This is a genomic window from Streptomyces sp. NPDC020845 (assembly GCF_044334165.1).
Lineage (GTDB): Bacteria > Actinomycetota > Actinomycetes > Streptomycetales > Streptomycetaceae > Streptomyces.
Window position 1 is genome coordinate 411,800 of sequence record NZ_JBIRSJ010000001.1, and the last position, 21,975, is coordinate 433,774.

21 protein-coding genes and 2 pseudogenes are annotated in these 21,975 nt (G+C 70.2%); 10 read left to right on the plus strand and 13 right to left on the minus strand.

Features of this window, described 5'->3' with window-relative positions; all coding sequences use genetic code 11:
• Positions 1 to 147 precede the first annotated feature (147 nt).
• From ACH4U7_RS01590 to ACH4U7_RS01605, 4 genes are all read right to left on the minus strand, one after another.
• Positions 148 to 822: a hypothetical protein gene (locus tag ACH4U7_RS01590; RefSeq protein ID WP_398526018.1), complete on the minus strand. Its 675-nt coding sequence runs from the start codon at positions 820 to 822 to the stop codon at positions 148 to 150.
• A 48-nt stretch (positions 823 to 870) separates the two neighbouring features.
• Positions 871 to 1,056, minus strand: coding sequence for a DUF1737 domain-containing protein (locus tag ACH4U7_RS01595; protein ID WP_089505624.1), 186 nt, complete (start codon positions 1,054 to 1,056; stop codon positions 871 to 873).
• An 84-nt stretch (positions 1,057 to 1,140) separates the two neighbouring features.
• Positions 1,141 to 1,647 carry a carboxymuconolactone decarboxylase family protein gene (locus tag ACH4U7_RS01600; RefSeq protein WP_398526019.1) on the minus strand — a complete coding sequence of 169 codons (507 nt, stop codon included), beginning with the start codon at positions 1,645 to 1,647 and terminating at the stop codon, positions 1,141 to 1,143.
• A gap of 106 nt (positions 1,648 to 1,753) precedes the next feature.
• Positions 1,754 to 2,698: a LysR family transcriptional regulator gene (locus ACH4U7_RS01605; protein WP_398526437.1), complete on the minus strand. Its 945-nt coding sequence runs from the start codon at positions 2,696 to 2,698 to the stop codon at positions 1,754 to 1,756.
• A 99-nt stretch (positions 2,699 to 2,797) separates the two neighbouring features.
• Here ACH4U7_RS01605 and ACH4U7_RS01610 point away from each other — a divergent pair, with 99 nt between their 5' ends.
• From ACH4U7_RS01610 to ACH4U7_RS01620, 3 genes are all read left to right on the plus strand, one after another.
• Positions 2,798 to 3,970, plus strand: coding sequence for a diaminopropionate ammonia-lyase (locus ACH4U7_RS01610; RefSeq protein WP_398526020.1), 1,173 nt, complete (start codon positions 2,798 to 2,800; stop codon positions 3,968 to 3,970).
• Positions 3,939 to 5,204, plus strand: coding sequence for a M20 family metallo-hydrolase (locus tag ACH4U7_RS01615; protein ID WP_398526021.1), 1,266 nt, complete (start codon positions 3,939 to 3,941; stop codon positions 5,202 to 5,204). Before ACH4U7_RS01610 ends, ACH4U7_RS01615 begins: the two co-directional genes overlap by 32 nt.
• Positions 5,205 to 5,318: 114 nt before the next feature.
• Positions 5,319 to 6,512 carry an ArgE/DapE family deacylase gene (locus ACH4U7_RS01620; protein WP_398526022.1) on the plus strand — a complete coding sequence of 398 codons (1,194 nt, stop codon included), beginning with the start codon at positions 5,319 to 5,321 and terminating at the stop codon, positions 6,510 to 6,512.
• Here the strand turns inward: ACH4U7_RS01620 and ACH4U7_RS01625 are convergent.
• Both ACH4U7_RS01625 and ACH4U7_RS01630 read right to left on the minus strand, forming a co-directional pair.
• Positions 6,481 to 6,732 carry a hypothetical protein gene (locus ACH4U7_RS01625; RefSeq protein ID WP_398526023.1) on the minus strand — a complete coding sequence of 84 codons (252 nt, stop codon included), beginning with the start codon at positions 6,730 to 6,732 and terminating at the stop codon, positions 6,481 to 6,483. The two genes, ACH4U7_RS01620 and ACH4U7_RS01625, sit on opposite strands and share 32 nt — an antisense overlap.
• Before the next feature lie 746 nt (positions 6,733 to 7,478).
• Positions 7,479 to 7,886 (minus strand): RidA family protein, encoded by a 408-nt coding sequence (locus ACH4U7_RS01630; RefSeq protein WP_398526024.1) that lies wholly within the window; start codon positions 7,884 to 7,886, stop codon positions 7,479 to 7,481.
• Positions 7,887 to 7,986: 100 nt separating this feature from the next.
• Between ACH4U7_RS01630 and ACH4U7_RS01635 the strand changes: the two genes are divergently transcribed.
• Positions 7,987 to 8,370 (plus strand): winged helix-turn-helix transcriptional regulator, encoded by a 384-nt coding sequence (locus ACH4U7_RS01635; RefSeq protein ID WP_385609727.1) that lies wholly within the window; start codon positions 7,987 to 7,989, stop codon positions 8,368 to 8,370.
• 53 nt (positions 8,371 to 8,423) lie between these two features.
• Here ACH4U7_RS01635 and ACH4U7_RS01640 read toward each other — a convergent pair whose 3' ends face one another.
• The 5 genes and pseudogenes from ACH4U7_RS01640 to ACH4U7_RS01660 all read right to left on the minus strand — a co-directional run.
• Complete coding sequence (locus tag ACH4U7_RS01640; RefSeq protein WP_398526025.1) at positions 8,424 to 11,798, minus strand: pyruvate carboxylase; 3,375 nt, start codon at positions 11,796 to 11,798, stop codon at positions 8,424 to 8,426.
• Between the two features lie 244 nt (positions 11,799 to 12,042).
• Positions 12,043 to 12,423 (minus strand): ArsR/SmtB family transcription factor, encoded by a 381-nt coding sequence (locus tag ACH4U7_RS01645; RefSeq protein ID WP_398526438.1) that lies wholly within the window; start codon positions 12,421 to 12,423, stop codon positions 12,043 to 12,045.
• Positions 12,424 to 12,477: 54 nt separating this feature from the next.
• Positions 12,478 to 12,930 (minus strand): annotated as a pseudogene (locus tag ACH4U7_RS01650) (tellurite resistance TerB family protein); the annotation flags it as partial.
• 346 nt (positions 12,931 to 13,276) lie between these two features.
• A complete protein-coding gene (locus ACH4U7_RS01655; protein ID WP_398526026.1) occupies positions 13,277 to 14,287 on the minus strand; it encodes a sporulation protein in 1,011 nt (336 codons plus the stop codon).
• 381 nt (positions 14,288 to 14,668) lie between these two features.
• A pseudogene (locus ACH4U7_RS01660) lies at positions 14,669 to 15,178 on the minus strand (cupin domain-containing protein); the annotation flags it as partial.
• Here ACH4U7_RS01660 and ACH4U7_RS01665 point away from each other — a divergent pair.
• Both ACH4U7_RS01665 and ACH4U7_RS01670 read left to right on the plus strand, forming a co-directional pair.
• Positions 15,127 to 15,321 carry a helix-turn-helix domain-containing protein gene (locus ACH4U7_RS01665; protein ID WP_398526027.1) on the plus strand — a complete coding sequence of 65 codons (195 nt, stop codon included), beginning with the start codon at positions 15,127 to 15,129 and terminating at the stop codon, positions 15,319 to 15,321. The pseudogene ACH4U7_RS01660 and the gene ACH4U7_RS01665 overlap by 52 nt on opposite strands.
• Before the next feature lie 90 nt (positions 15,322 to 15,411).
• Positions 15,412 to 15,777, plus strand: a complete 366-nt coding sequence (locus ACH4U7_RS01670; RefSeq protein ID WP_398526439.1) for an IclR family transcriptional regulator C-terminal domain-containing protein — start codon at positions 15,412 to 15,414, stop codon at positions 15,775 to 15,777.
• Here ACH4U7_RS01670 and ACH4U7_RS01675 read toward each other — a convergent pair.
• Positions 15,756 to 17,237, minus strand: coding sequence for a short-chain fatty acid transporter (locus ACH4U7_RS01675; protein WP_398526028.1), 1,482 nt, complete (start codon positions 17,235 to 17,237; stop codon positions 15,756 to 15,758). The two genes, ACH4U7_RS01670 and ACH4U7_RS01675, sit on opposite strands and share 22 nt — an antisense overlap.
• A gap of 184 nt (positions 17,238 to 17,421) precedes the next feature.
• Here ACH4U7_RS01675 and ACH4U7_RS01680 point away from each other — a divergent pair, with 184 nt between their 5' ends.
• The 4 genes from ACH4U7_RS01680 to ACH4U7_RS01695 all read left to right on the plus strand — a co-directional run bounded on the left by ACH4U7_RS01680 (position 17,422) and on the right by ACH4U7_RS01695 (position 21,795).
• The gene (locus ACH4U7_RS01680) at positions 17,422 to 18,138 is read left to right on the plus strand and encodes a GntR family transcriptional regulator (RefSeq protein ID WP_398526029.1); all 717 of its coding nucleotides are present in this window, start codon (positions 17,422 to 17,424) and stop codon (positions 18,136 to 18,138) included.
• 58 nt (positions 18,139 to 18,196) lie between these two features.
• Positions 18,197 to 19,204 (plus strand): ADP-ribosylglycohydrolase family protein, encoded by a 1,008-nt coding sequence (locus tag ACH4U7_RS01685; protein ID WP_398526030.1) that lies wholly within the window; start codon positions 18,197 to 18,199, stop codon positions 19,202 to 19,204.
• A gap of 81 nt (positions 19,205 to 19,285) precedes the next feature.
• Positions 19,286 to 20,779, plus strand: a complete 1,494-nt coding sequence (locus ACH4U7_RS01690; RefSeq protein ID WP_398526031.1) for a purine-cytosine permease family protein — start codon at positions 19,286 to 19,288, stop codon at positions 20,777 to 20,779.
• Entirely contained in the window at positions 20,776 to 21,795 is a 1,020-nt protein-coding gene (locus tag ACH4U7_RS01695; RefSeq protein WP_398526032.1) for a PfkB family carbohydrate kinase, read from the plus strand. The genes ACH4U7_RS01690 and ACH4U7_RS01695 overlap by 4 nt, the downstream gene beginning before the upstream one ends.
• Before the next feature lie 26 nt (positions 21,796 to 21,821).
• On the opposite strand, the gene ACH4U7_RS01700 is transcribed toward ACH4U7_RS01695, so the two are convergent.
• The gene (locus tag ACH4U7_RS01700; protein WP_398526033.1) at positions 21,822 to 21,953 is read right to left on the minus strand and encodes a hypothetical protein; all 132 of its coding nucleotides are present in this window, start codon (positions 21,951 to 21,953) and stop codon (positions 21,822 to 21,824) included.
• Positions 21,954 to 21,975 lie beyond the last annotated feature (22 nt).

The window sequence follows — 21,975 nt, forward strand, 5'->3', positions numbered from 1 at the left end:
CGGCGTTGCCGGTGGCGCCCAGAACCAGGACGGAGCCGCCGGGCCGGCCGCGCCGAGAAACGCGGCCAGGTCGAGCGCGCCCTCGCCACCGCTCTCCCGGGCGCGCCCCGCACACTGATCGCCGGCACAACGCAGCCCACGGTCGGTTCAGGGCAGGCGAATGTTGTCGTACCTGGTGTTCCGCTCCCCGCTGGCGTACACGCGCGGGGAGGTGAACACCCCGACCAGGTCCTCGTCGACAATGGTCCTGCGGGGAAGGTTCAGCCCGTAGTGCTCGCCCATCAGCCGGTACACATCCCGCATGGGCGGGACGTGCAGCCCCCACTCGTCCGGCTCGTCGGGGAAGTCGGGGTCCGGGTCGACGCCGCCGAGCCTGATCGCGGCGATCATCCGCTGGGTGAGGGGATGATCCGCCCTGACCAACTCGTGGACCTCGCCGTCGAAGTAGCTCCAGTCCAGCTCTCCGTCCACGATGACGTGGATGGTGGGCGGGTCCATGGTGGTGTCCATGATGTTCAGCCATGTGCGGCCCGCCCACAGATGCCGCACATGGTCGGGGTGGCGCATATAGAAGCCATCGCCGCCCCCGCACAAGGCAAAGGCCCACCCCGCGTGCTCGCCCAACCTGGCCCAGTCCGGGATGTTCGTGGACAGGCGCACCGCCGTGTTGAACACGTCAGGGGACATGATGCCGAGGTCGGGATCCGCCCCCAGCATCGCCGCCAGCTCCTCAACACTCACGCCTTTGACCATCTCCAGGTGGAAACCCCAGGAGGTGAGGTCTTCCTGTATCCACTCGAAGCCGAATCCGTCATCGCTCATGATCGGGAGTGTGGCAGCGGCGTCTGACAACCTGGCCCCGGCAGGTCCCTACGACCGCGTCGGCCAGATCAGCGCCTGGGCGACGATGACTCTCTCACCGTTGAAGGTGACGGCGGGACCTTCGTGCAGTTCGTAGCCGAGGCCAATCATTTCGCTCACGCGCTGGCAGAACGTGGCGTCGTCCGGTCCGGTCAGGACTCGGTAGATGGGCAATCCGTCCGGTGGTGTGCTCATGAGACGAAGAATTCCACAAGCGCCCGCCCACGCTCGTTCGGGTCCCGCCTCGGGACCCGAACGTCGGGCCCTACCCCGGTGGCCTCACTTCCACGGGTCGGTGAACGACCGGCCGGGCACCGGCTTGGCGATGAGCGCTACGGAGATGAAGAAGTTGACCTGGCCGATCGCGAACATCAGCGTGGCGAGCGCCTTGGCGTCGTAGTGCTCGGCCGCCTGCGCATACAGGTCGTCGGAAACCCGCTCGCCATCCGCGGACGGCTGGAGCACGGCTTCCACAAGGGCCAGCGCGGCACGCTCGGCACCCGTGAAGTACGGCGAGTCCTGCCAGGACGCCACCGACGTGATCCGCTCCTCCGATTCCCCGGCCTTGCGCAGGAAGCCCGTGTGCAGAACGGTCAGGTAGGTGCTGCCGACGATCTGACCAGCACGCAGCTGGACCAGGCTGATCGTGGAGCGCGGTACCGAACCGTTGCCCGTGAGCTTGAACAGCGCCGCCGACGCCTCCGCCAGTTCGGGGACGAGCTTCGCGGGGTCCTCGGACATCCGCGGAGCCATCGGGACCTCGGCCGTGATCGAACGTGTTTCCATCGCTGTCTCCTTAGGGATTTCGTGTTGCTCTCACTGCCCTGACGGAGCGCGACGGGGAAATGTGACCGGCGGAGGAAAGTTGTTTTTGGCCGGTGAGGTGTCCCCTCTATGCCTGGTCGGAGCGGAGGGCGGCTGCCCGGAGCAGGGCGTCCCGGCAGGCGAGGACGGCGGGGTGCTGGCTGCGGCCACGACGTACGACGGTGAAGACGCGGCGGGTGCGCTGACCGCGGGGGAGTCGTTGCAGGGTGACGGTCGGAGGTTGGCCGCTCCAGACGAGGTCGGGGAGGAAGGCCGCGGCGTGTTTCTGCTCGACGAGGCGGAGGTGGAGCAGCAGATCGGTGGTCTCGAACCGTACGTCGGGTTCGAAGCCGGCGTTGCGGCACAGGGTCATGGCCCAATGCCGCGCGGCTGTGCCCTCGGGTTCCATCACCCAGGGGTGGTCCGCCAGTGAACGCAGCGCCGCCAGCGGGGTGCCGGTGTCCGGGCCGTCGGTGTCCGGGCCGTCGGTGTCCTCGGCCGGCTCCGGCAGTGCGAGGTGCAGGGGGTCCTCGAGCAGGTCTTCCTGTTCGAGTTCGGCGGGCCGCGGGTTGGGGTTGCCGGGGTATTCCTCGGCGAGGACCAGGTCGAAGTCGCGGGCTTGCAGGGCGGGCAGGGCCTTCTCCGGCTCCATATGCGTGACATGGACGCGCAGGTGCGGGTGCAGATCGCGCAGAAGGCTCAGCGCGCTCGGGACCAGGGCCAGGGCGGCCGTCTGGAACGAGGCGATGCGCAGGGTGCCGGTCAGCTCGGTGAGGGAGGTGGCGATATCGGCCTCCGCGCGCTCCAGGCGTTCGAGGACCGCTTCGGTGTGGGCGACCAGGATCTCGGCCTGCTCGGTCAGCCGCACCCGCCGACCGACCGGCTCCAGCAGCGGGACGCCGGCTTCGGCTTCCAGCTGGGAGAGCTGCTGGGAGACGGAAGAGGGCGCGTAGGACAGGGCTGTGGCGACGGCCGCCAGGGTGCCGCGGTGCTTGAGTTCGCGCAGCAGGCGCAGTCGGTGCAGATCGAACATCGACGGCCCACTCATTTTCTTAATGGTCGGTTTTTCCGATGAGTATACGTTGAAAACATTCGCTGGACCGATCCTAGGGGGATATCGGACCCTGATCGTGTGCTTGAGAACCTTTCCTCCTCCCGTGCGCTGCCGTGGTTCGTACGGCCCAGTGCCCGTACCTGGCGGTGTGATCCCGCGCCCGCCGAGGTGCGGGGCTTCCATGCCGCGCTGCCCGACCACGCACCCACCCCGCTGACCGAACTCCCGCAGCTGGCCTCCGAGTTGGGGGTCGGCCGGGTCTTCGTCAAGGACGAGTCATGCCGTCTGGGGCTGCCCGCCTTCAAGGCGTTGGGCGCGTCCTGGGCGGTCCACCGCACCCTGGCCGAGCGGGCCGCGAGCGGTCGAGCATCGGGTCCGGTCACCCTGGTGACCGCCACCGACGGCAACCACGGCCGCGCGGTGGCCCGTACGGCACACCTGCTCGGGCAGCACGCCCACGTCTTCGTTCCGCAGGGTGTGCATCCGCAGGCCGTGGCGGCCATCGCCGCCGAGCGGGCCGAGGTCACCGAGGTCGAGGGGGCGTACGACGAGGCCGTACGCCTGGCGGCCCGGGCCGCCGCCGCACCGGACGCGGTCCTGGTCCAGGACACCGCCTGGCCGGGCTATGAGCAGATCCCGGGATGGATCGTCGAGGGCTACTCCACCCTCTGCGCCGAGATCGACGAGCAGTTGGCGGCACAGGGCATCGTCGACGGACCCGACCTCGTCTCCATCCCGGTGGGCGTGGGCTCGCTGGCCCAGGCCGTGATCACCCACTACCGCAGCCGTCCCTCGGGGCGGGCTCCGGCGCTGCTGTCGGTGGAGCCGGAGGCCGCGCCCTGCGTCCTCGAAAGCCTCATCCGCGGTGCACCCGTCGGCGTCACCACCGGCGAGACCACCATGGCCGGACTGAACTGCGGCACCCCGTCCAGCATCGCCTGGCCCTATCTCAACGGCGGGCTGGACGCCGCGGTCGCCATCCCCGACGCCGACAGCGCCCACGCCGCCGCCCGCCTCGCCGCCCTCGGCGTTTCCTCGGGCCCCTGCGGGGCCGCGACGCTCGCCGGCCTGCGCGCGGTGCTCACCGGCGCGGGCATCGGAGAACGCCGTACGGCGCTGGGGCTGGCCGCGACCTCGGTCGTCGTACTGCTGAGCACCGAGGGCACGGCCGCCAACCCGCACTCCACCACCGCTTCCGCCAACCACCCGGAGACAAGCCATGACAAGCCCGAAGATCACGATCAACGGTGACCGCCTGTGGCAGTCCCTCATGGACCTCGCCGAGATCGGCGCGTACGACGACGAGCGCACCGCTCTGCGCGGCGTCAACCGCCTCGCCCTGACCGACGCCGACGCGGCCGGCCGCCGCCGCGTCGTCGGCTGGATGGAAGAGGCCGGACTGGCCGTCCGTATCGACCGGATGGGCAACATTTACGGCCGCCGCGAGGGCACCGACCCGACCGCGGCCCCGGTCCTGACCGGCTCGCATATCGACAGCGTCGCCACCGCCGGCGCCTTCGACGGCTGCCTCGGCGTCCTGGGCGGCATCGAGGTCGTCCGCACCCTCAACGAACGCGGCATCACCACCCGCCGCCCGATCGAGGTCGGCATCTTCACCGAGGAGGAGGGTGTCCGCTTCGGCACCGACATGCTCGGCAGCGCCGTCGCCGCCGGCCGCCTCACCCTGGAGTACGCCCACGCCCTGACCGACCGCGACGGTCACACCCTCGGCGCCGAACTCATCCGCACCGGCTTCGCCGGCCCCACCGACGTACGCCTCGCCCCGCCCCACGCCTACGTCGAATGTCACATCGAACAGGGCCCCGTCCTCGCCGAGCACGACGTCCCGGTCGGTGTCGTCACCGGCGTGCAGGGCATCTCCTGGCAGGAGATCACCATCCACGGCCGCGCCGCCCACGCCGGCACCACCCCCACCCATCTGCGCGCCGACGCCGGCCTCGCCGCCGCGCAGATCATCGTCCACCTGCGGTCCCTGGTCGACTCCGGCGAGTACGGCGAGCTGCGCGCCACCGTCGGCCATCTGATCGTCCACCCGGACCTGACCAACATCGTCCCGGCCCGCGCCGAGATGACCGTCGATCTGCGCAACCCTGACGACGCTCAGATGGCCCGCGCCGAGGAAGCCCTGGCCGTGTTCCTGCGCGACCTGGAGAACAGCCGGCCGGGCCTGTCGCTGACCACCCGGCGGATGGCCAAGACCGCCTACGTGCCCTTCGACGACGGCGTGCAGAAGGTCATCGCCCAGGCCGCCGACGACCACGGCCTGGAGCACATCTCCCTGCTCTCCGGCGCCGGCCACGACGCCCAGGAGATCGCCGCGCTCTGCCCCACCGCCATGATCTTCGTACGCGGCGAGTACGACGGCATCAGCCACAACCCCCGCGAGTACTCCACGCCCGAGGCATGCGCCCACGGCGTCGACGTGCTGGCCACCACCCTCCTGCGCCTGGCCGACCAGGACTGACCGCCACGGCGGCCCACACCGTACAGAGCCCACGGCCGATCAACACACCGCCACCCCCCCCACGTACCACCCGCCCCTGACCCCGGGGTGGCATCGACACGCCGGAAGGCCCTCATGCTCCCCGAGACCCCCTCAACTCCGCCGGCTTCAGCGGCTCCCGACGTCCTGGACCCGGACCCCGGCCGCCTGCTGGCCAGGCTGATCTCCATCGACTCCGTCAACCCGGACCTCGTCCCCGGCGGGGCCGGCGAGACCGTCATCGCCGATCTCTGCAGCCAATGGCTGGCCGCCCGCGGCTTCGAGGTACACAGCCTCGAAAAGCGCCCCGGACGGCCCTCACTCGTCGCGATCGCCCGCGGCACGGGTGGCGGTCGTTCGCTCATGCTGGGCGGTCACCTCGACACCGTCAGCCTCGCCGACTACGACGGCGACCCGCTCGACCCGCGGGTCCACGACGGCAAGATGCACGGCCGCGGCGCCTTCGACATGAAGGGCGGCATCGCCGCCATGATGGTCGCCGCCGCACGCGCCACCGCCCAGGGCCCGCTGCGCGGCGACGTGATCGTCGCCTGCGTCGCCGACGAGGAGCACGGCAGCCACGGCACCGCGGAGGTGCTGGAGTCCTTCACCGCCGACGCGGCGATCGTCACCGAGCCGAGCCATCTCCAACTGACCCTCGCCCACAAGGGCTTCGCCTGGTACGACGTGGAGATCGAAGGCCGTGCCGCCCACGGTTCGCGCCCCGAGCTCGGCATCGACGCCATCGCCAAGGCCGGCCACTTCCTGGTCGCGCTGGAGGAACTGGGACAGCGCCTCGCGCAGGGCCCGGCACACCCCCTCCTGGGCGCCGGCACCGTCCACGCCTCCGTCGTCCACGGCGGCCAGGAACCCTCCACCTACCCGGCGCACTGCCGTATCACCCTGGAGCGCCGCACTGTCCCCGGCGAGAGCGCCGACGCCGTCGAGCGGGAACTGACCGCTGTCCTCGACCACCTCGCCGCCACCGTTCCCGACTTCCACTACCGGCTGACCCCCGGCCTGCACCGCGAACCCTTCCAAGCCGACCCCGACGCGCCCATCGTCCGCACCCTCACCCGCCACGCCGAACAGGCCCTCGGCCATCCGCCCGTGGTGCGCGCCGAGCCGTTCTGGACCGACTGCGCCCTGCTGGACCGCGCGGGCATCCCCTGCCTGCTCTTCGGTGTCGACGGCGCGGGCGCCCACGCGGCCACCGAGTACGTCGACCTCGCCTCGCTGGACCGCCTCACCGACATCCTCACCCACACCATCGCCGACTTCTGCTCCTGAGCCCCGGCTCCTGGGCGGTGACGGGGAGGACGAGGAGGACCAGCCCGGCCGCCGGGGCCAGCGCGAGGGGAAGCAGCAGTCCTGTGCCTGCCAGGTACCCGGTGGCGACGACGAGTTGGCGATGTGCCGGGGCGCGGTGCCGACGCAGTCCGTAGAGCCAGCCGGAGAGCAGTCCGCTGAGGCTGGCGGCGGCGCTGATCGGCGCGGCCGCCTCGGGCATGCCGTAGCAGCGTCCGTTCGGTGCTCTCGGTGCTCGGTGTTCTCAGTGCTTTCAGTGGTGTGCCCGCGGGCGGGCCGGGGTGCCGTGCGGCGCCGGGCGGCCAGGGCGCCTCCTCCGCTCAGGATCAGGGCCGCGGCGATGGCGGTGCCGTTGGAGCCGGTGCGGGCGTGTACCGGCCAGACCAGGCCGAGGCCGGTCATGGCGATGCCGACGCGGCCCACGGCGGCGGCAAGGAAGAAAGCGGCGGCACCGGGGATACGCAGCAGCGGACGGTAGCCGGACGCGTCGGACGGCATGAGGAGTCCTTCGTCGCCGCCGGGCGGGGCGGGCCATCTCAGGTCGCCGGCGCCTGGCACCCCGCCGGGGCGCGAAGAAAACAGTGCGAAGAAGAACACTGCGAAGAAAAAAATTGGTGCGACCCGTGGCCCGCCAAGGACGTCCACGACTGCGGAAGGACGGGACACGTGCCCTCGCCGCCACCCCGAACACCAGGCGGAGGAGAAATACCGGGCCCGGGCCAAGTCGGGACCGAGCGACCGGAATGACGGTAACAGGACGTGAGGGTTCACCGGACCCTGGTCCGGTGAACCCTCACCGCACGCCCTGGTATGGCCGGTTACGTCGAGGAAGCGGGGGTGGGAGCCGGAGCGGGCAAGGCCGCTCCCGAGTGCCGGGAGCGGCCTTTCTCGTGGCGAGCCTGCGTGGCGAGCCCGGCCGAGGTGACGGCGCCGCGCGGCAGGGCGCTATCAGTCGAGGATCGCGGTGGCTTCGATCTCGACGAGATGGTCGGGTATGTCCAGTGCCGCAACGCCCAGCAGCGTGGCCGGCGGGGTCGGGGTGACCCCCAGCTTCACGGCCGCCCCAGCGATCCCCTCCAGGAGCGCGGGCATCTTGTCGGGCGTCCAGTCGACGACGTAGACGGTCAGTTTCGCCACATCGTCGAAGGAGCCGCCGACCCCCGCGAGGGCGGTGCCGATGTTGAGGTAGCACTGCTCGACCTGCGCGGCGAGGTCGCCTTCGCCGACCGTGTTCCCCTCGGCGTCCCAGGCGACCTGCCCGGCGATGAAGACCTGCTTCGACCCGGATGCGATCGACACCTGCCGGTAGACATCGATCTCGGGCAGTCCGTCGGGGTTCACCAGAGTGATGGCCATGCTGCCAGTCTCCTCGCTTGCTCTCTTGTGGTTACTCAGGAACTGTAGGAGAGTGGCCGCTGACATGGAAGAACGCACTTTTCGGTGACTGAGGAACCTTATGGTGACCAAGCAGTTCAAGGGCAGCTCGCTCGACGAAGCGGACCTGAGGCGCGCGGATTCCCTGGCGCGGGAGATCTTCTCGGACGTCGCCAACAAATGGGCGTTCCTGATCATCGAGATGCTCGGTGAGCGCACCCTGCGCTTCAGCGAGCTGCGGAACGAGGTCGAGGGCATCAGCCACAAGATGCTCACCCAGAACCTGCGCATGCTGGAGCACAACGGCCTGGTCGAGCGGACGGTGTACCCCACCGTCCCGCCGCGGGTCGAGTACACCCTCACCGAACCGGGCCGAGCCCTACGGGCGACGGTCGATGCGATGTGTGCCTGGACTCACCAGTACCTCGGCCACATTGAGACCGCCCGCCACCGCTTTGACGGCTGACGGGCGGTCACGACGCATCCCGGGGCGCCTTCGAGGCGCCCTCTGGGGCGGCTCTAGCTGAGCTCGACGAGCAGGTCACCGCCCTCGACCTGCTGGACCCGGCTGATCGCGAGACGGGACACCTTCCCCGCCTTGGGGGCGGTGATGGTGGCCTCCATCTTCATCGCCTCGATGGTGGCCACGGTGGCACCGGCCTCGACCGTGTCCCCTTCGGCGACCGTGAGCGTGACGACGCCGGCGAAGGGGGCCGCGACATGGCCGGGGTTGGCCTTGTCGGCCTTCTGTGTCGCCGGGATGTCGGACGCCACGGAGGTGTCCCGCACCTGGATCGGCCGCAGTTGGCCGTTGAGCGAGGACATCACGGTACGCATCCCGCGTTCGTCGGCCTCGCCGATCGCTTCGAGTTCGATGAGCAGCCGGACACCGGGCTCGAGGTCCACCGCGTACTCCTTGCCCGGGCGCAGCCCGTAGAAGAAGTCCTTGCTGGCCAGCAGGCTGGTGTCGCCGTAGTTCTGGCGGTGGGTGGCGAAGTCCTTGGTCGGCCCGGGGAACAGCAGCCGGTTCAGTGTCGCGCGCCGGTCCTTCTCCAGAAGTTCACGGTCCTCGGCGGACAGCCCGGGGGTCGGCTTGGGGTCCGGGCGGCCCTGCAGCGCCTTGGTGCGGAACGGCTCCGGCCAGCCGCCGGGCGGGGTGCCAAGATCGCCGCGGAGAAAGCCGATGACCGAGTCGGGGATGTCGTACTTGTTCGGCTCGGCCTCGAAGTCCTCCGGCGCCACGCCGGCCCCGACCAGGTGCAGTGCGAGGTCGCCGACCACCTTCGACGAGGGGGTGACCTTCACCAGGTGGCCGAGCATCCGGTCGGCGGCGGCGTACATCGCCTCGACCTCCTCGAAGCGGTCGCCGAGGCCGAGCGCGATGGCCTGGGTGCGCAGATTGGACAGCTGTCCGCCGGGGATCTCGTGGTGGTAGACGCGTCCGGTCGGCGAGGCCAGACCGGCCTCGAACGGGGCGTAGACGGCGCGTACGGTCTCCCAGTACGGCTCAAGGTCGCCGACGGCCTGGAGGTCGAGTCCGGTGGGCCGGTCGGAGTGGTCGGTGGCGGCCACGATCGCCGACAGCGACGGCTGGCTGGTGGTGCCCGCCATGGAGGCCACCGCCCCGTCCACCGCGTCCGCACCGGCCTGGATCGCCGCGAGATAGGTGGCGAGCTGGCCGCCGGCGGTGTCGTGGGTGTGCAGGTGCACCGGCAGGTCGAACTCCCGGCGCAGCGCGGACACCAGCTTGGCCGCGGCCGGGGCGCGCAGCAGCCCGGCCATGTCCTTGACGGCCAGGATGTGCGCGCCGGCGGCCACGATCTGCTCGGCCAGCCTCAGGTAGTAGTCAAGTGTGTACAGCTTCTCCGACGGGTCGGAGAGATCGGCGGTGTAGCAGAGCGCGACCTCGGCGATCGCGGTGCCGGTGTTCCGTACGGCGTCGATGGCGGGGCGCATCTGCCCGACGTCGTTGAGGGCGTCGAAGATCCGGAAGATGTCGATACCGGTGTTCGTGGCCTCTTCGACGAAGGCGTCGGTCACCTCGGTCGGGTACGGGGTGTAGCCGACGGTGTTGCGGCCGCGCAGCAGCATCTGCAGGCAGATGTTCGGTACCGCCTCGCGCAGCTGGGCCAGGCGCTCCCAGGGGTCCTCGGCGAGGAAGCGGAGTGCGACGTCGTAGGTGGCGCCGCCCCAGCACTCCAGCGACAGCAGCTTCGGCAGCGTCCGCGCCACCACCGGGGCCACCGCGAGCAGGTCCTTCGTCCGTACACGAGTGGCCAGCAGCGACTGATGCGCGTCACGGAAGGTGGTGTCGGTCACCCCGATGGTCGGCGAGTCGCGCAGCCACCGCGCGAAGCCCTCCGGACCGAGTTCGGTGAGCCTCTGCCGGGAGCCGACAGGCGGTTCGGTGGCGGGGGTCAGCGGCAGCTTGGTGGTCGGGTCGAGCAGCGCAGGCCGCTCGCCGTGGGGCCTGTTCACCGTGACGTTGGCGAGGTAGGTGAGCAGCTTCGTACCGCGGTCGGCCGAATGCCGTGCGGTCAGCAGATGCGGCCGCTGCTCGATGAACGACGTCGTGACCCGCCCGGCCCTGAAGTCCGGATCGTCCAGCACGGCCTGGAGGAACGGGATGTTCGTGGCCACCCCGCGGATGCGGAACTCGGCCACGGCACGCCGGGCGCGGCCGACCGCGGTGTCGAAGTCCCGGCCCCGGCAGGTCAGCTTGACCAGCATCGAGTCGAAGTGCGCGCTGATCTCCGTACCGGCGTGGGCGGTGCCGCCGTCCAGGCGGATGCCCGAGCCGCCCGGCGAGCGGTACGCGCTGATCATGCCGACGTCCGGGCGGAAACCGTTGGCCGGATCCTCGGTGGTGATCCGGCACTGCAACGCGGCACCGCGCAGCGTGACGGTCTCTTGCGACAGCCCGAGATCGGCCAGCGTCTGGCCGGAGGCGATCCTCAGCTGGGCCTGCACCAGGTCGACGTCGGTGACCTCCTCGGTCACCGTGTGCTCGACCTGGATCCGCGGGTTCATCTCGATGAACACGTGGTTCCCGGCACGGTCGAGCAGGAACTCCACCGTGCCCGCGTTGCGGTACCCGATCTGCCGGGCGAACTTCACCGCGTCGTCGCAGATCCGTGTGCGGAGCGCCGGGTCGAGATTGGGCGCGGGCGCCAGCTCGATCACCTTCTGGTGCCGGCGCTGCACCGAACAGTCACGCTCGAAGAGGTGCATGATGTTGCCCTGCGCGTCGGCGAGGATCTGCACCTCGATATGGCGGGGCTCGACGACGGCCTTCTCCAGGAAGACGGTCGGGTCGCCGAACGCGGAGGCGGCCTCGCGGGATGCCGCCTCGATGGACTCGCGCAGCGTCCCCCGGTCCTCGACCCGCCGCATACCGCGTCCGCCACCGCCGGCCACGGCCTTGACGAACACCGGGAAGCCGAGCTCCTCCGCGGCTTGGACCAGCTCGTCCACATCGGTGGAGGGCTGTGAGGAGCCGAGCACGGGGACACCGGCCGCACGGGCCGCGGCCACCGCCCGCGCCTTGTTCCCGGTCAGCTCCAGGATCTGCGCGTCAGGGCCGACAAACGTGATGCCCGCCTCCTCGCACGCACGCGCGAGGTCGGGGTTCTCGGAGAGGAATCCGTACCCGGGGTAGACCGCGTCCGCGCCGGCCGCTCGCGCCGCGCGGACGATCTCCTCCACGGACAGATAGGCCCGTACCGGATGCCCCGGTTCACCGATCTCGTACGCCTCATCGGCCTTCAGCCGGTGCAACGAGTTGCGGTCTTCGTACGGGAACACGGCGACGGTCTTCGCGCCCAGCTCATAGCCGGCTCGGAACGCCCGAATCGCGATTTCACCACGGTTGGCAACGAGGATCTTCTGGAACATCGCTGTCCCCCTTGTTCGGTCGGGCCGTCGATCGGCTCTTCGTCGCACCCTGGAAGCCATGTGAACGTTAGTGGCACCAGGTGCCAATGAAAAGGGAGGCGGCGCGCTCGATTGCAGGGAATATGCGTTACAGAGGCGATGAAATCGGGTGAAATCTGGGCACGCCGACGGGCCTGAATCGACCGTCATTCGCCCCGCATGTGGCACCCGGTGCCGCCGGAGGTGTTCCCATGGGCGCTCGCCGCTAGCTCTGGGAAGCGCGAGTGTCCTGCGGTTCCGAAGGGGAGAGGAGGTAGGAATGGAGCTGATCGAGCAGTCCGGCGATGCCCTCCTGGTCGGCCCGGTAGCGGACCAGCTTGCCGGTACGCGTTGACTGGAGCAGACCTCCGCGTCGGAGGACGGCAAGGTGCTCGGAGGTGGTCGACGGACCGAGTCCGGCACGCTCGGCCACCTCGCCGACCGTCAGCTCCTCCCCGTCCGCGAAGTGCGAATAGAGCTTCTGACGCGTCGTGCTGGCCAGTGCCTTGAGAAAGACCTGAAGGTCGTCGTCCGGTATGGCGGCCTCGGGGCGCACCGCCTGTGCCGTACCGGAGTCCGCTCGCGGAGACAGCCGGTCGTCGGCCACCTGGGGGAGTTCGTCCAGGGCTCGGTATCGGCGGGGAGCGCGGAGAGCGCGGTGCAGGTCGAACTCGGTCGGCGGGATGTCCAGGGCCGTGCAGACCTCGCGGACGACGGCCCGTTCGCTGTCGTCGAAGTAGCCATCGGCACAGCCGATGACGATGCCGATCTGGATGACGGCTCGTGCCTCCGCGGGCTTCCTCCGCGCCTTGCCGATCTCCTTCATGGCGCTCACCTTGCCGAGGGGGAAGTCCTCGGTGAGCTTGTCGAGGTGTTCCTCGAAGCGGTGGTGCAGATCGTCCGGCGGGAAGTGCTGGAGCACGTCGTTGGTGGTGATGAGCTGGGCGACGCGTTGTCGCTCGGACGGGTCGATCGTGCCGTCCGCCGCCGCCACCAGGGCGCACATCGCCATGCTCGCGTCCCGGAAGGCCCCGCTCTGCAACTCGTTCTTCTTCGCCGTGAGCTGGGCCTGCATCGTCTGGGCCGAGTCCTTGATGCGGTCCCACAGCGCCATCCGTATCTCCTTGCCAGTACTTCCGCCATATGAGGAAGAAACAGAATCTACAGGTATGTAGAGAGCTACCGGAAAGGAAGCCGTAGCGGAGGGTGAGTCGATCGTAGCCGGATGTCCAGGGCCGGCGTCGGTACGGCCCGGCGCGGACCGTCAGAGGCGGGGGAGGATGGCCGGCATCAGATCCTGGAGATTGCCGCCGGTGTGCCGTCAGGGCCAGGACGACCGGGGGAGGAGGCGTAGCGGGGGCGCGTGTACGCCCCCTCCGGTTCCTGGCTGCTCCTTGGGTCACGCGGTCATGTCGACGTTGCCGTCGGCGCCGCCGATGGCGGTGTGGCCCTCGGTCGGCTCAGTCGTCCTCTTCCTCGTCCTCGAAGGCGTCGCCGATCTCGTCCACGACCTCGGCGGCCACGATGCCACCGACGACACCGACCGCGACCCCGGCCGCGACGCCCGCGACCACCGCGCCAGTGCTTGGCCCTGAGCGGTGATGCCCGTCGTGCCCGTGGCTGTCGTGTCCGTATCCGCCGTATCCGTCGTGGTGGGCATAACCCTGCCCGTAGGGCGCGCCGTGCCGGCCGTGCGACGCGTGGCTGTCGACCAGCTGCCGGACCCAGGCGTCGACCTCCGCGTTCCAGTCGCGGTGTTCGACTCCATCGTGGCTGACGGTGAAGCGGTTGAGCGCGTCGTGGCCGCCGGAGAAGAGCCCGCCGCGCTTGTCGGCCTCCAGGATCACCTCCATGCCGCCGGGGTGGGCGAGGAAGGTGACCTCGATCTCGTTGACCGCGTGCGCGTACTGCGGGGCGGGGGCGAGCTCGATCTCCTGGTAGAACGGCAGCGTCTGGCCGGTGCCGCCGATGTGGCCCAGCTCCAGATCGGCCGACTTGAAGCCGAAGCCGAGCTGTCCGAACGCCTCCAGGACGGCTTCCTGGGCGGGCAGTGGGTCCACGGTCAGCTGGTCCAGGTCGCCCTTGTCCTTGGCGCCCTTCACCTCGAGCTCGGTGCGCACACCCATGACGACGCCAAGCGGCTGCCCGTACAGCTCGGTGACGGGGGTCTCCCACGGGATCTGGACGGAGAACGGCACGCTGCGGTGCTCTCCCTCGGTGAGCCGGAACCCGCCGCCGACCGTGAAGCGGTCGAAGGTGACGACGCCCTCGTGCTCCCCGTCCTCGTGCTCGGCCTCGACCCGGGCCACCAGTTCCAGGGTGATCTGCTCGATCTCGAAGTCCGAGGATCCGCCCTTGAGATGGACCTGCCCGCTCAGCGGACCACCGGGACGCACCGGCCCGCCCTCCAGGACCGTGTCCACGGTGGGGCCGCCGACACCGAGCGAGCCGAGCAGTCGCTTGAACACCATCGCGGCGTTCACTCCTTCGTACATGTTGTGTTCTGATCTACACGCATGTAGAAGCATAGAGGCGATCCGCCTCGACGAGGCCGCATCCCGGCGCCTGCTCGTGGAAAGTCCGAAAAGTTGCTCCAGGTAGGCCACTCGGCCGTCGCCGGCGAGACGTCAGGCCGCGTCCAGGGCGGCCAGTTCGGTGGCAATGGCATGCAACTGCTCGACGGAGACCCGCGCGACGGGCGGGCGGCGCGGCCAGGCCGATCAGCGAGATCGTGGCCATGAACTGAAGGTTCTCCGAATCGGTGACGCCCGGGATATGGCGGCTCAGGATCTCCGCGGCGGCCGGGTCGGCGGTGAGGATGTGTACGGGGGTGCGCACCGAAAGCCGGCTGCCCGGGAAGTCCCCGACCGGCCGTGCCAGTTCCAGCAGGCCTGTGGGAGGAAGTCACCGCGCCGCATGGCGACCGGGTCGCCGCCCACGACCGTCCACACGCCTTCACCCTCGACCACGAACCGGAAGGCATGCTGGGTGTGCCGGTGGACCGGCGCGTCCTCATGCGGATTGAGGTACTGGATCGCCGCCCACAGTGTCGGCGTCGCGAACGGCCTGCCGCCCAGGCCCGGGTTGGCCAGAGCGATCGCCCGGCGCTCGCCGCCGCGCCCGACCGGGACCAGCGCTCCGGCCTGCTCGGCGGCGGGGAGGAGATCCCGCCAGCGCTATAGATGGGGAAGGGCCCGTGACGCCGGGCTCGACGGCATGAGATCGCCGATCTCGGTCCACAGCGGAATCAGGAGCGCTGCTCCAGCAGGAAGGGCCGCTCCGGGTGAGCGAGGCGGCGCGAAGGCTGGGAGTGTCCGTTTCGACGGCGCATCGACTGCTCGCGATGCTGGTCCACCGGGGATTCGCGGAGCAGCGGCCGGACCGGAGCTACGAGGCAGGGGACGTTCTGCGCCCGGCCACGGCCGCCGAGGCGCCCGTGGCGCTGCTAGGCAGGTGGCCCTTCCGCATATGGAGGCGCTGGCCGAACGGGCGCAGGAGTCGGTAAACCTCACCGTCCTGGCGGGCACCGAGGCCCGGTTCATCGCCACGGCGGAGTCGGCCCAGGTGCTGCGCGCGGGCAGCAGGGCCGGGCGCGCTGCCGGCCCACCTCACCTCGGGCGGCAAGGCGCTCCTGGCCGCCATGCCGCCGGACGAGGTGACCGCGCTGTACGAGGCGGTGGGAGAGGTGGATCTGCCACGTCTGCGGCGTGAGCTCGCGCTCGTCCGCAAACGTGGCTTCGCCATCAACGACCAGAAGACCGAGGCCGGACTCACCGCGGTCGCCGTCGAGATCCGGGACACCGCCGGGCGGGGCGTGGCGTCGGTCGCGCTCGCGATGCCCAGCGTGCGGTTCAGCAGGGAAGGGCTGCCGGAGTGGATCAGCGCACTGCGGACCGCCGCGGCGGCGGTCACCAGGGTCCTGGCCGGTGGATCGGTCCGTCACGGAAAGGTCAGGGTCTGAGCGAGCAGCGTCACGAGGACGAGCACCGTGGGGAACAGCGCGAGGAACATGGCGAAGGTGTAGCCCATGATGTCGCGCGCCTTCAGACCGAGGATGGCGAGGGTGGGCAGCATCCAGAACGGCTGGAGCAGATTGGCGCTGGCCTCGCCGAGGTCGTACACCACGACCATCCATCCTTGGTTCACATGGAGTTCGTTGGCCGCCCCGAGGACGTAGGGCGCCTCGACCACCCACTTGCCACCGCCGCTGGGTACGAACACCCCGAGCACACAGCTGTAGACGCCGATGAGGGCCGGGTAGAGGTATTCGTTCGACACCGACACCAGCCAGTCGGCGATGGTCTGGTGCAGGCCGGTGAAGGCGATCATCCCGAAGATGCCGCCGTACAAGGGGAATTGCAGCAACACGCCCGAGGCGGCAGGTGCTCCCTCCCGGAAGGCGCGGGCGAGGTGTACGGGCCGCCAGTGCAGGATGAGGGCCAGCAGGATCAGAATCAGGTTGACGGTGTTCAGATCGAGCGCGTTGAGCGCATTGCCCTTGGCCTGGGTGAAGTGGCGGACCAGATACCACAGGCCCAGTACGAAGAGCGCGATCGTGAAGGTTGGACTGAACTCGACCCACTCGCCGGGGCGGCTGCGCCGGGAGTCCGGGCTCTTCGTACGGAGCGCGGGACCGAGGTCGATACCAAGGCGCTCCGCGGTCATCGCACGCTCCGGTGACGGGGCCAGGAACCACGCCATGGTGACCGCGACCACGAAGACGACCAACGTGGCCACGATGCCCTGCCAGAGGAAGATGGTGTCGGTCAGCGGAATGACCCCGCTGCCACCACGCCCCTCGGCGATGATCTTCTGCACGGCGGCGGGGCTGGACACCGCGCTGGCCACCTGCAGCGCGGCCGATCCCGACAGGCCCTGGGCCCACACGGTGCCAAGACCGAGGAAGGCCATGGCCCCGATGGCGCGGTAGTCGACTCCGGGCAGTCGGCGGGCGATCTCCTTGGCGAGGATGGCGGTGAAGACGAGGCTGAAGGCCCAGTTCACATACGAGGTGGCCATGGCGACGGCGGCGGTGAACGGGATGGCGCCGCGCGGGGTTTTGGGCGCGGCGGCCAGCCGGGCGATCAGGCGGGCGACCGGCGGTGAGACCGCGACCGCGTAGCCCGCGATGACGATGATCGCCATCTGCAGGGTGAACTCGATAAGTGACCAGAAACCCTTGCCCCATGCGTCCACGAGGCCGAAGCCGCTGGTCGCTTCCGGGTCGCTCGGCTTGCCGAGCAGACTCTCCCCGGAGGCGAGCCCCAGGGCGAGGACCACGAAAGTGCCGATCAGGACGAAGCCTAGGGCGTCGGGCAGCCACTTCTCGGAGAAGCGGGTGAACCGCAACGCCAGCCGGGCAAGCCAGGTTTCCTCGCGGCTCGCCTCTGCTTCCGACGTCTTGAGGGGGTCCGTGGGCATACGCATCTCCTGATCGCGGGGCAGAGTGCGCAAGATCCTCATGGGGGGCCGGTGAACGAGGCAATGGGGAGATCGCACACCGGTTGCCGCCACACCATGTGGAGCCTCCCTATCGATCACCGGCAAGGACAGAAAGAAAAACTGGCACTAGACAGGACTGGACATGTATGGCTAGCTTCCAGACATGCCTAAACAGGTCCTCAAGCATCAGCGCATCGCCCGCGTTCTGGCCCGTGAGATCCACAGCGGCGTTCTGGAACCGGGCAGCAGGCTGCCCGGCGAACACGCGCTCACCCGGCGCTTCGCGGTCAGCCGGACCACGGTCCGCCAGGCGTTGGACGAGCTCAGCAAACAAGGGCTGATCTCCACACACGCGGGCGTCGGCTCGTTCGTCGCCTTTGACGGCAGCCTGCTGGACAACAGCTTGGGATGGACCAGAGCCCTGGCCGGCCAGGGCGCCCGGATCACCACGGAGGTGCTCCGTCTCGAAGCGGTGCGCGATGCCGGACTGGCGGCGGAACTGGGGCTGGAGAGCAGCGAGTTCATGGCGCTTGACCGGCTGCGCGTGCTGCCGGAGGGCACTCCTGTCTCGCTGGAGCGCAGCAGGGTTCCGCTGGTCCCGTCGCTGGGCGACGTCCCGGTCCGTGGGCTTCTCGACGACTCGCTGACCAAGACCCTGGCCGCGGCCGGACTGCAAGCCACACATGGCGACGAGTGGGCGTCCGTGAGGCCCCTGGCCGCCGAAGAGGCGACACTGCTCCGCCGCCCGGAGGGAGAGGTCTGGCTCAACACCCGCCGGGTCAGCCGCGGAGCGGATGGCCGGATCGTCGAGCAGGTGACCAGCCTGCTGGACCCCGGCCGTTTCCAACTGCACCTCGGCTTCGGCGAACCGCCCCAGTGAGCCGGCCCGTGCTCCACGGCGCGCCCGACGTACCCCGCACACCGACAGAAAGCCCCGTATGAACCACCAGCACGACCGCGCGCTCGGCGCCCTGTACGGCCTGGCCATGGGTGACGCCCTGGGCATGCCCACCCAGATCATGTCCCGGCGGTCGATCACCGCCCGGTTCTCCACCGTCACCGGCTTTGAAGCCGGTCCGGCGGACAACCCGGTGAGTGCCGGAATGCCCGCCGGTTCGGTCACGGACGACACCGATCAGGCCCTCATCGTCGGCCGGCTGCTGACCGAGGACGGCGGACGCGTCGACCCGCGGCGGCTCGCGCATGAACTCCTGGAGTGGGAGCGTGCCATGAAGGCCAAGGGCTCCTTCGATCTGCTCGGTCCCTCCACCAAGGCCGCCTTGGAGGCCGTGTCCCGCGGCGTACCGCCGGAGGAGGCGGGCAAGTCCGGGGCCACCAACGGCGCGGCCATGCGGATCACCCCGGTCGGCGTCGCCTTCCCCGCCACACCGCTGGAGCCCTTCATCGACCGGGTGGCGGCGGCCTGCCAGGTCACCCATGACACCGGCATCGGCATCGCCTCCGCGGCCGCCGTGGCGGCGGCTGTGAGCCGGGGCATCGACGGCGGAGACCTGGAGGACGCCTTCGCCGCGGCGGTCACGGCGGCCGAGGCCGGGGCCGAGCGGGGCCACTGGGTCGCCGGTGCCGATATCGCCGCCCGCATCGGCTGGGCCGTGGACCTGGTCCGCGGTCTGCCCGAGGACCAGGCCCTGGACCGCGTCTGTGACCTGGTCGGCACCAGCGTAGCCAGCCAGGAGTCGGTCCCCGCGGCCTTCGCCGTACTGGCGCTCGCCGAGGGCTCCCCCTGGCGGGCGTGTCTGCTGGCGGCCAACCTCGGCGGTGACTGCGACACCATCGGCGCCATCGCGGGCGCCATCGCCGGTGCCATCAGCGGGGCCTCGGGCCTGCCCGCCGAAGCCCTCGCCACCCTGCGCTCGGTCAATGGCCTCGACCTGGAACCGCTGGCCACCGCCCTGCTCACGCTGCGCGCGGCCACCGCCGAGTGAACACGCGCCCGGCCCAATGAACACGCGCTCGCCCATCCACCCGCACCGGAGCGCCCCCCGTACAGAAAGACAGGTACCACCATGGCGGCTTCAGAGAACGACCGCGTCGGCTCCGTGGAGACCCGTGGCATCGAGCCGGTTCCGGACACCGAGCGCCACGGCCACGCCGGACAGATGTTCTGGACCTGGTTCGCCGCGAACATCAGCATCCTCGGCCTGCCGCTCGGCGCGGCTCTGGTCAGCTTCCGCGGCCTGAACATCTGGCAGGCGGCGATCGTGGCCGTGCTCGGGTCCTTCGGCTCCTTCGCCCTGGTGGGCGCGCTCAGCATCGCCGGCAAGCGCGGCGGGGCGCCCGCCCTCACGCTGTCCCGGGCGGTGTTCGGGGTCCGTGGCAACGCAGGCCCCACGCTGGTCACCTGGATGAGTCGGCTCGGCTGGGAGACCATCAACACCACCACGGCCGCCTTCGCCCTGCTGGCGCTGCTCGACGTCGCCTTCGGCATCCGGCGGAACACCGTGCTCACAGTGGTCTGTCTGCTGGTCTTCATCGGCTGCACCCTGCTGATCAGCGGCCTCGGACATGCCACCATCATGTGGATCAACAGATGGGCCAGCTATGTCTTCGGCCTGCTCAACCTGGTGGTGATCGGTTTTCTCGCAGCCACCGTCGACTGGGGCAAGGTGGGCCACGCGCCGGCCGGTCCGGTGAGCGCGATGGTCGTGGGCGTCGGCATGATCGCCGCCGGGACCGGGATCGGCTGGGCCAACACCGGCGCCGACTACGCCCGTTATCTGCCCCGGCGGATCCCCGGCGGGCGGCTCGTGGCCGCGTCCGCGTTCGGCGCCGGTATTCCGCTGGTCGTGCTGATCTCGCTGGGCTCACTGCTCGCGGCGGGTGAGCCGGACCTCGCCTCCGCCTCCGATCCGGTCTCGGCCATCAACGCGATGCTGCCCACCTGGATGTCCATCCCGTATCTGATCGCCGCCTTCGGCGGGCTGCTGCTCTCCAACCACCTGTCCGTCTACTCGGCCGGACTCACCATGATCACCCTGGGCATACGGGTCCGACGCACCCTCGCCGTCGGCCTGGACGTGATCGTCACCTTCGCGGGCGGGATCTACTTCATCCTGATCGCCAAGGACTTCTACGGCCCGTTCATCACCTTCCTCACCCTTCTCGCCGTGCCGATCAACGCCTGGGTGGGCGTCTTCGCCGTCGACCTCATCGTCCGCCGGTCGTATGACAGCGTGGCCCTGATGGACGTCGGGCGCTCCAGCCGCTACTGGTTCCGGGGCGGGGTCGCCTGGGCCGCGATGATCGCCTGGGCGCTGGCCATCGTGGTGGGCCTGCTGTTCACGGAGGCGAGCACCAGCCCGACCGACGTATGGTTCTCCGGGCCGCTCGCACACAGCTGGATCGGCTCCAACGGTCTTGGGTGGGTCGTGACGCTGACCCTCGCGGCCGCCGTCTACGCGCTGCTGCGCAGGCTGGACGGCACCGTCCGCCAGGAGGCCGCCGGACAGCGTTCCCAGCAGCAGGTCTTCTCCGCCCCGGCCACGCGGGAGATCTCATGAACGGGTTCATGAACCCCGGCGCCCGGGACGGCGTCCCCGGCGAGCCCACGGGCGGCCGGCTGGTCCTGGCCGGCAACGCCATCGTCGACCTGGTGATGCGCGTGCCCGCGCTGCCCGAACGCGGCGGTGACACCGTGTCCCAGGACACCAACCTCACCACGGGCGGCGGATTCAACGTCCTCACCGCCGCCCGTCGGCTGGGCCTGCCGACTCTGTACGCGGGCGCCCACGGCACAGGGCCGTTCGGCGACCGGGTGCGGGCGGACCTCGCCAGGGAAGGCATCGAGATGGTGCTGGATCGGGTCGCGGAGGCGGACACCGGATTCTGCGTCGCCTTCGTCGACGACGGAGGCGAGCGCACCTTCGCCACCAGCCTCGGCGCGGAGGCCCGGCTGACAGAGGCCGACGCCACGGCCGTGCTCGCCGCGCTGCGCCCCGGCGACATGGTTCAGATCTCCGGATACGGGCTCGCCTACCCGGTCAACGGCCCGATCCTGGCGTCGCTCGTCGCGCGGCTGCCGGAGCACACCCGGGTCTGCCTCGACCCGGGCCCCCTGGTCGACCAGATTCCGCAGGAGGTGCTGGCACCCGTCCTGGCGCGCTGCGACTGGGTCAGCTGCAACCAGCGCGAGGGAAGGCTGCTGACCGGCCTGGCCGACGCCCACGAGGGCGCGGCCGCACTCGCCGCCCGGCTGGGCCCCCGTACCGGGGTGCTGCTGCGGGCCGACGCGGCCGGCTGCTGGCTGGTCCCGCTCGGCGGCGAGCCGCTGCACCTCCCCGGCCGCCGCGTGACCGCGGTCGACAGCAACGGCGCGGGCGACGCACATACGGGAGCCTTCCTGGCCTTCCTCGGCCATGGGCTCGACCCGATCGCCGCCGCACAGGGCGCGAACGCAGCGGCCGCCTTCGCGGTCACCCGGCACGGCCCCGCCACCGGACCGACCGTCGACGAGCTCTTCGATTTCCTCGACGGCGATCCGCCCGCCGCGCTGCTGTCCGCGGCGCTCCGGCGGTAACGCGGCGTCCTTCTGGAAGCGGTGCCTCAGGCCACGGCCGTCATCGGGCGACCGCGGTAGGCGAAAGTGTTCCAGAGCTGGACGAGCAGGCGCATGAGAAGGGCCTCGAGTACGGCGACTGCGGCCTTGGTGAGGAGGGTGGTGAACAGCTGCGGCATGAAAGCAGCCTTTCTTGTGCAT

Bases quoted from the DNA above. Each gene is read 5' to 3' on its own strand.
- ACH4U7_RS01590 (WP_398526018.1), bottom strand. From the start codon at position 822: ATGAGCGATGACGGATTCGGCTTCGAGTGGATACAGGAAGACCTCACC.
- ACH4U7_RS01595 (WP_089505624.1), bottom strand. From the start codon at position 1,056: ATGAGCACACCACCGGACGGATTGCCCATCTACCGAGTCCTGACCGGA.
- ACH4U7_RS01600 (WP_398526019.1), bottom strand. From the start codon at position 1,647: ATGGAAACACGTTCGATCACGGCCGAGGTCCCGATGGCTCCGCGGATG.
- ACH4U7_RS01605 (WP_398526437.1), bottom strand. From the start codon at position 2,698: ATGTTCGATCTGCACCGACTGCGCCTGCTGCGCGAACTCAAGCACCGC.
- ACH4U7_RS01615 (WP_398526021.1), top strand. From the start codon at position 3,939: ATGACAAGCCCGAAGATCACGATCAACGGTGACCGCCTGTGGCAGTCC.
- ACH4U7_RS01620 (WP_398526022.1), top strand. From the start codon at position 5,319: ATGCTCCCCGAGACCCCCTCAACTCCGCCGGCTTCAGCGGCTCCCGAC.
- ACH4U7_RS01625 (WP_398526023.1), bottom strand. From the start codon at position 6,732: ATGCCCGAGGCGGCCGCGCCGATCAGCGCCGCCGCCAGCCTCAGCGGA.
- ACH4U7_RS01630 (WP_398526024.1), bottom strand. From the start codon at position 7,886: ATGGCCATCACTCTGGTGAACCCCGACGGACTGCCCGAGATCGATGTC.
- ACH4U7_RS01635 (WP_385609727.1), top strand. From the start codon at position 7,987: ATGGTGACCAAGCAGTTCAAGGGCAGCTCGCTCGACGAAGCGGACCTG.
- ACH4U7_RS01640 (WP_398526025.1), bottom strand. From the start codon at position 11,798: ATGTTCCAGAAGATCCTCGTTGCCAACCGTGGTGAAATCGCGATTCGG.
- ACH4U7_RS01655 (WP_398526026.1), bottom strand. From the start codon at position 14,287: ATGGTGTTCAAGCGACTGCTCGGCTCGCTCGGTGTCGGCGGCCCCACC.
- ACH4U7_RS01675 (WP_398526028.1), bottom strand. From the start codon at position 17,237: ATGCCCACGGACCCCCTCAAGACGTCGGAAGCAGAGGCGAGCCGCGAG.
- ACH4U7_RS01680 (WP_398526029.1), top strand. From the start codon at position 17,422: ATGCCTAAACAGGTCCTCAAGCATCAGCGCATCGCCCGCGTTCTGGCC.
- ACH4U7_RS01685 (WP_398526030.1), top strand. From the start codon at position 18,197: ATGAACCACCAGCACGACCGCGCGCTCGGCGCCCTGTACGGCCTGGCC.
- ACH4U7_RS01690 (WP_398526031.1), top strand. From the start codon at position 19,286: ATGGCGGCTTCAGAGAACGACCGCGTCGGCTCCGTGGAGACCCGTGGC.
- ACH4U7_RS01695 (WP_398526032.1), top strand. From the start codon at position 20,776: ATGAACGGGTTCATGAACCCCGGCGCCCGGGACGGCGTCCCCGGCGAG.
- ACH4U7_RS01700 (WP_398526033.1), bottom strand. From the start codon at position 21,953: ATGCCGCAGCTGTTCACCACCCTCCTCACCAAGGCCGCAGTCGCCGTA.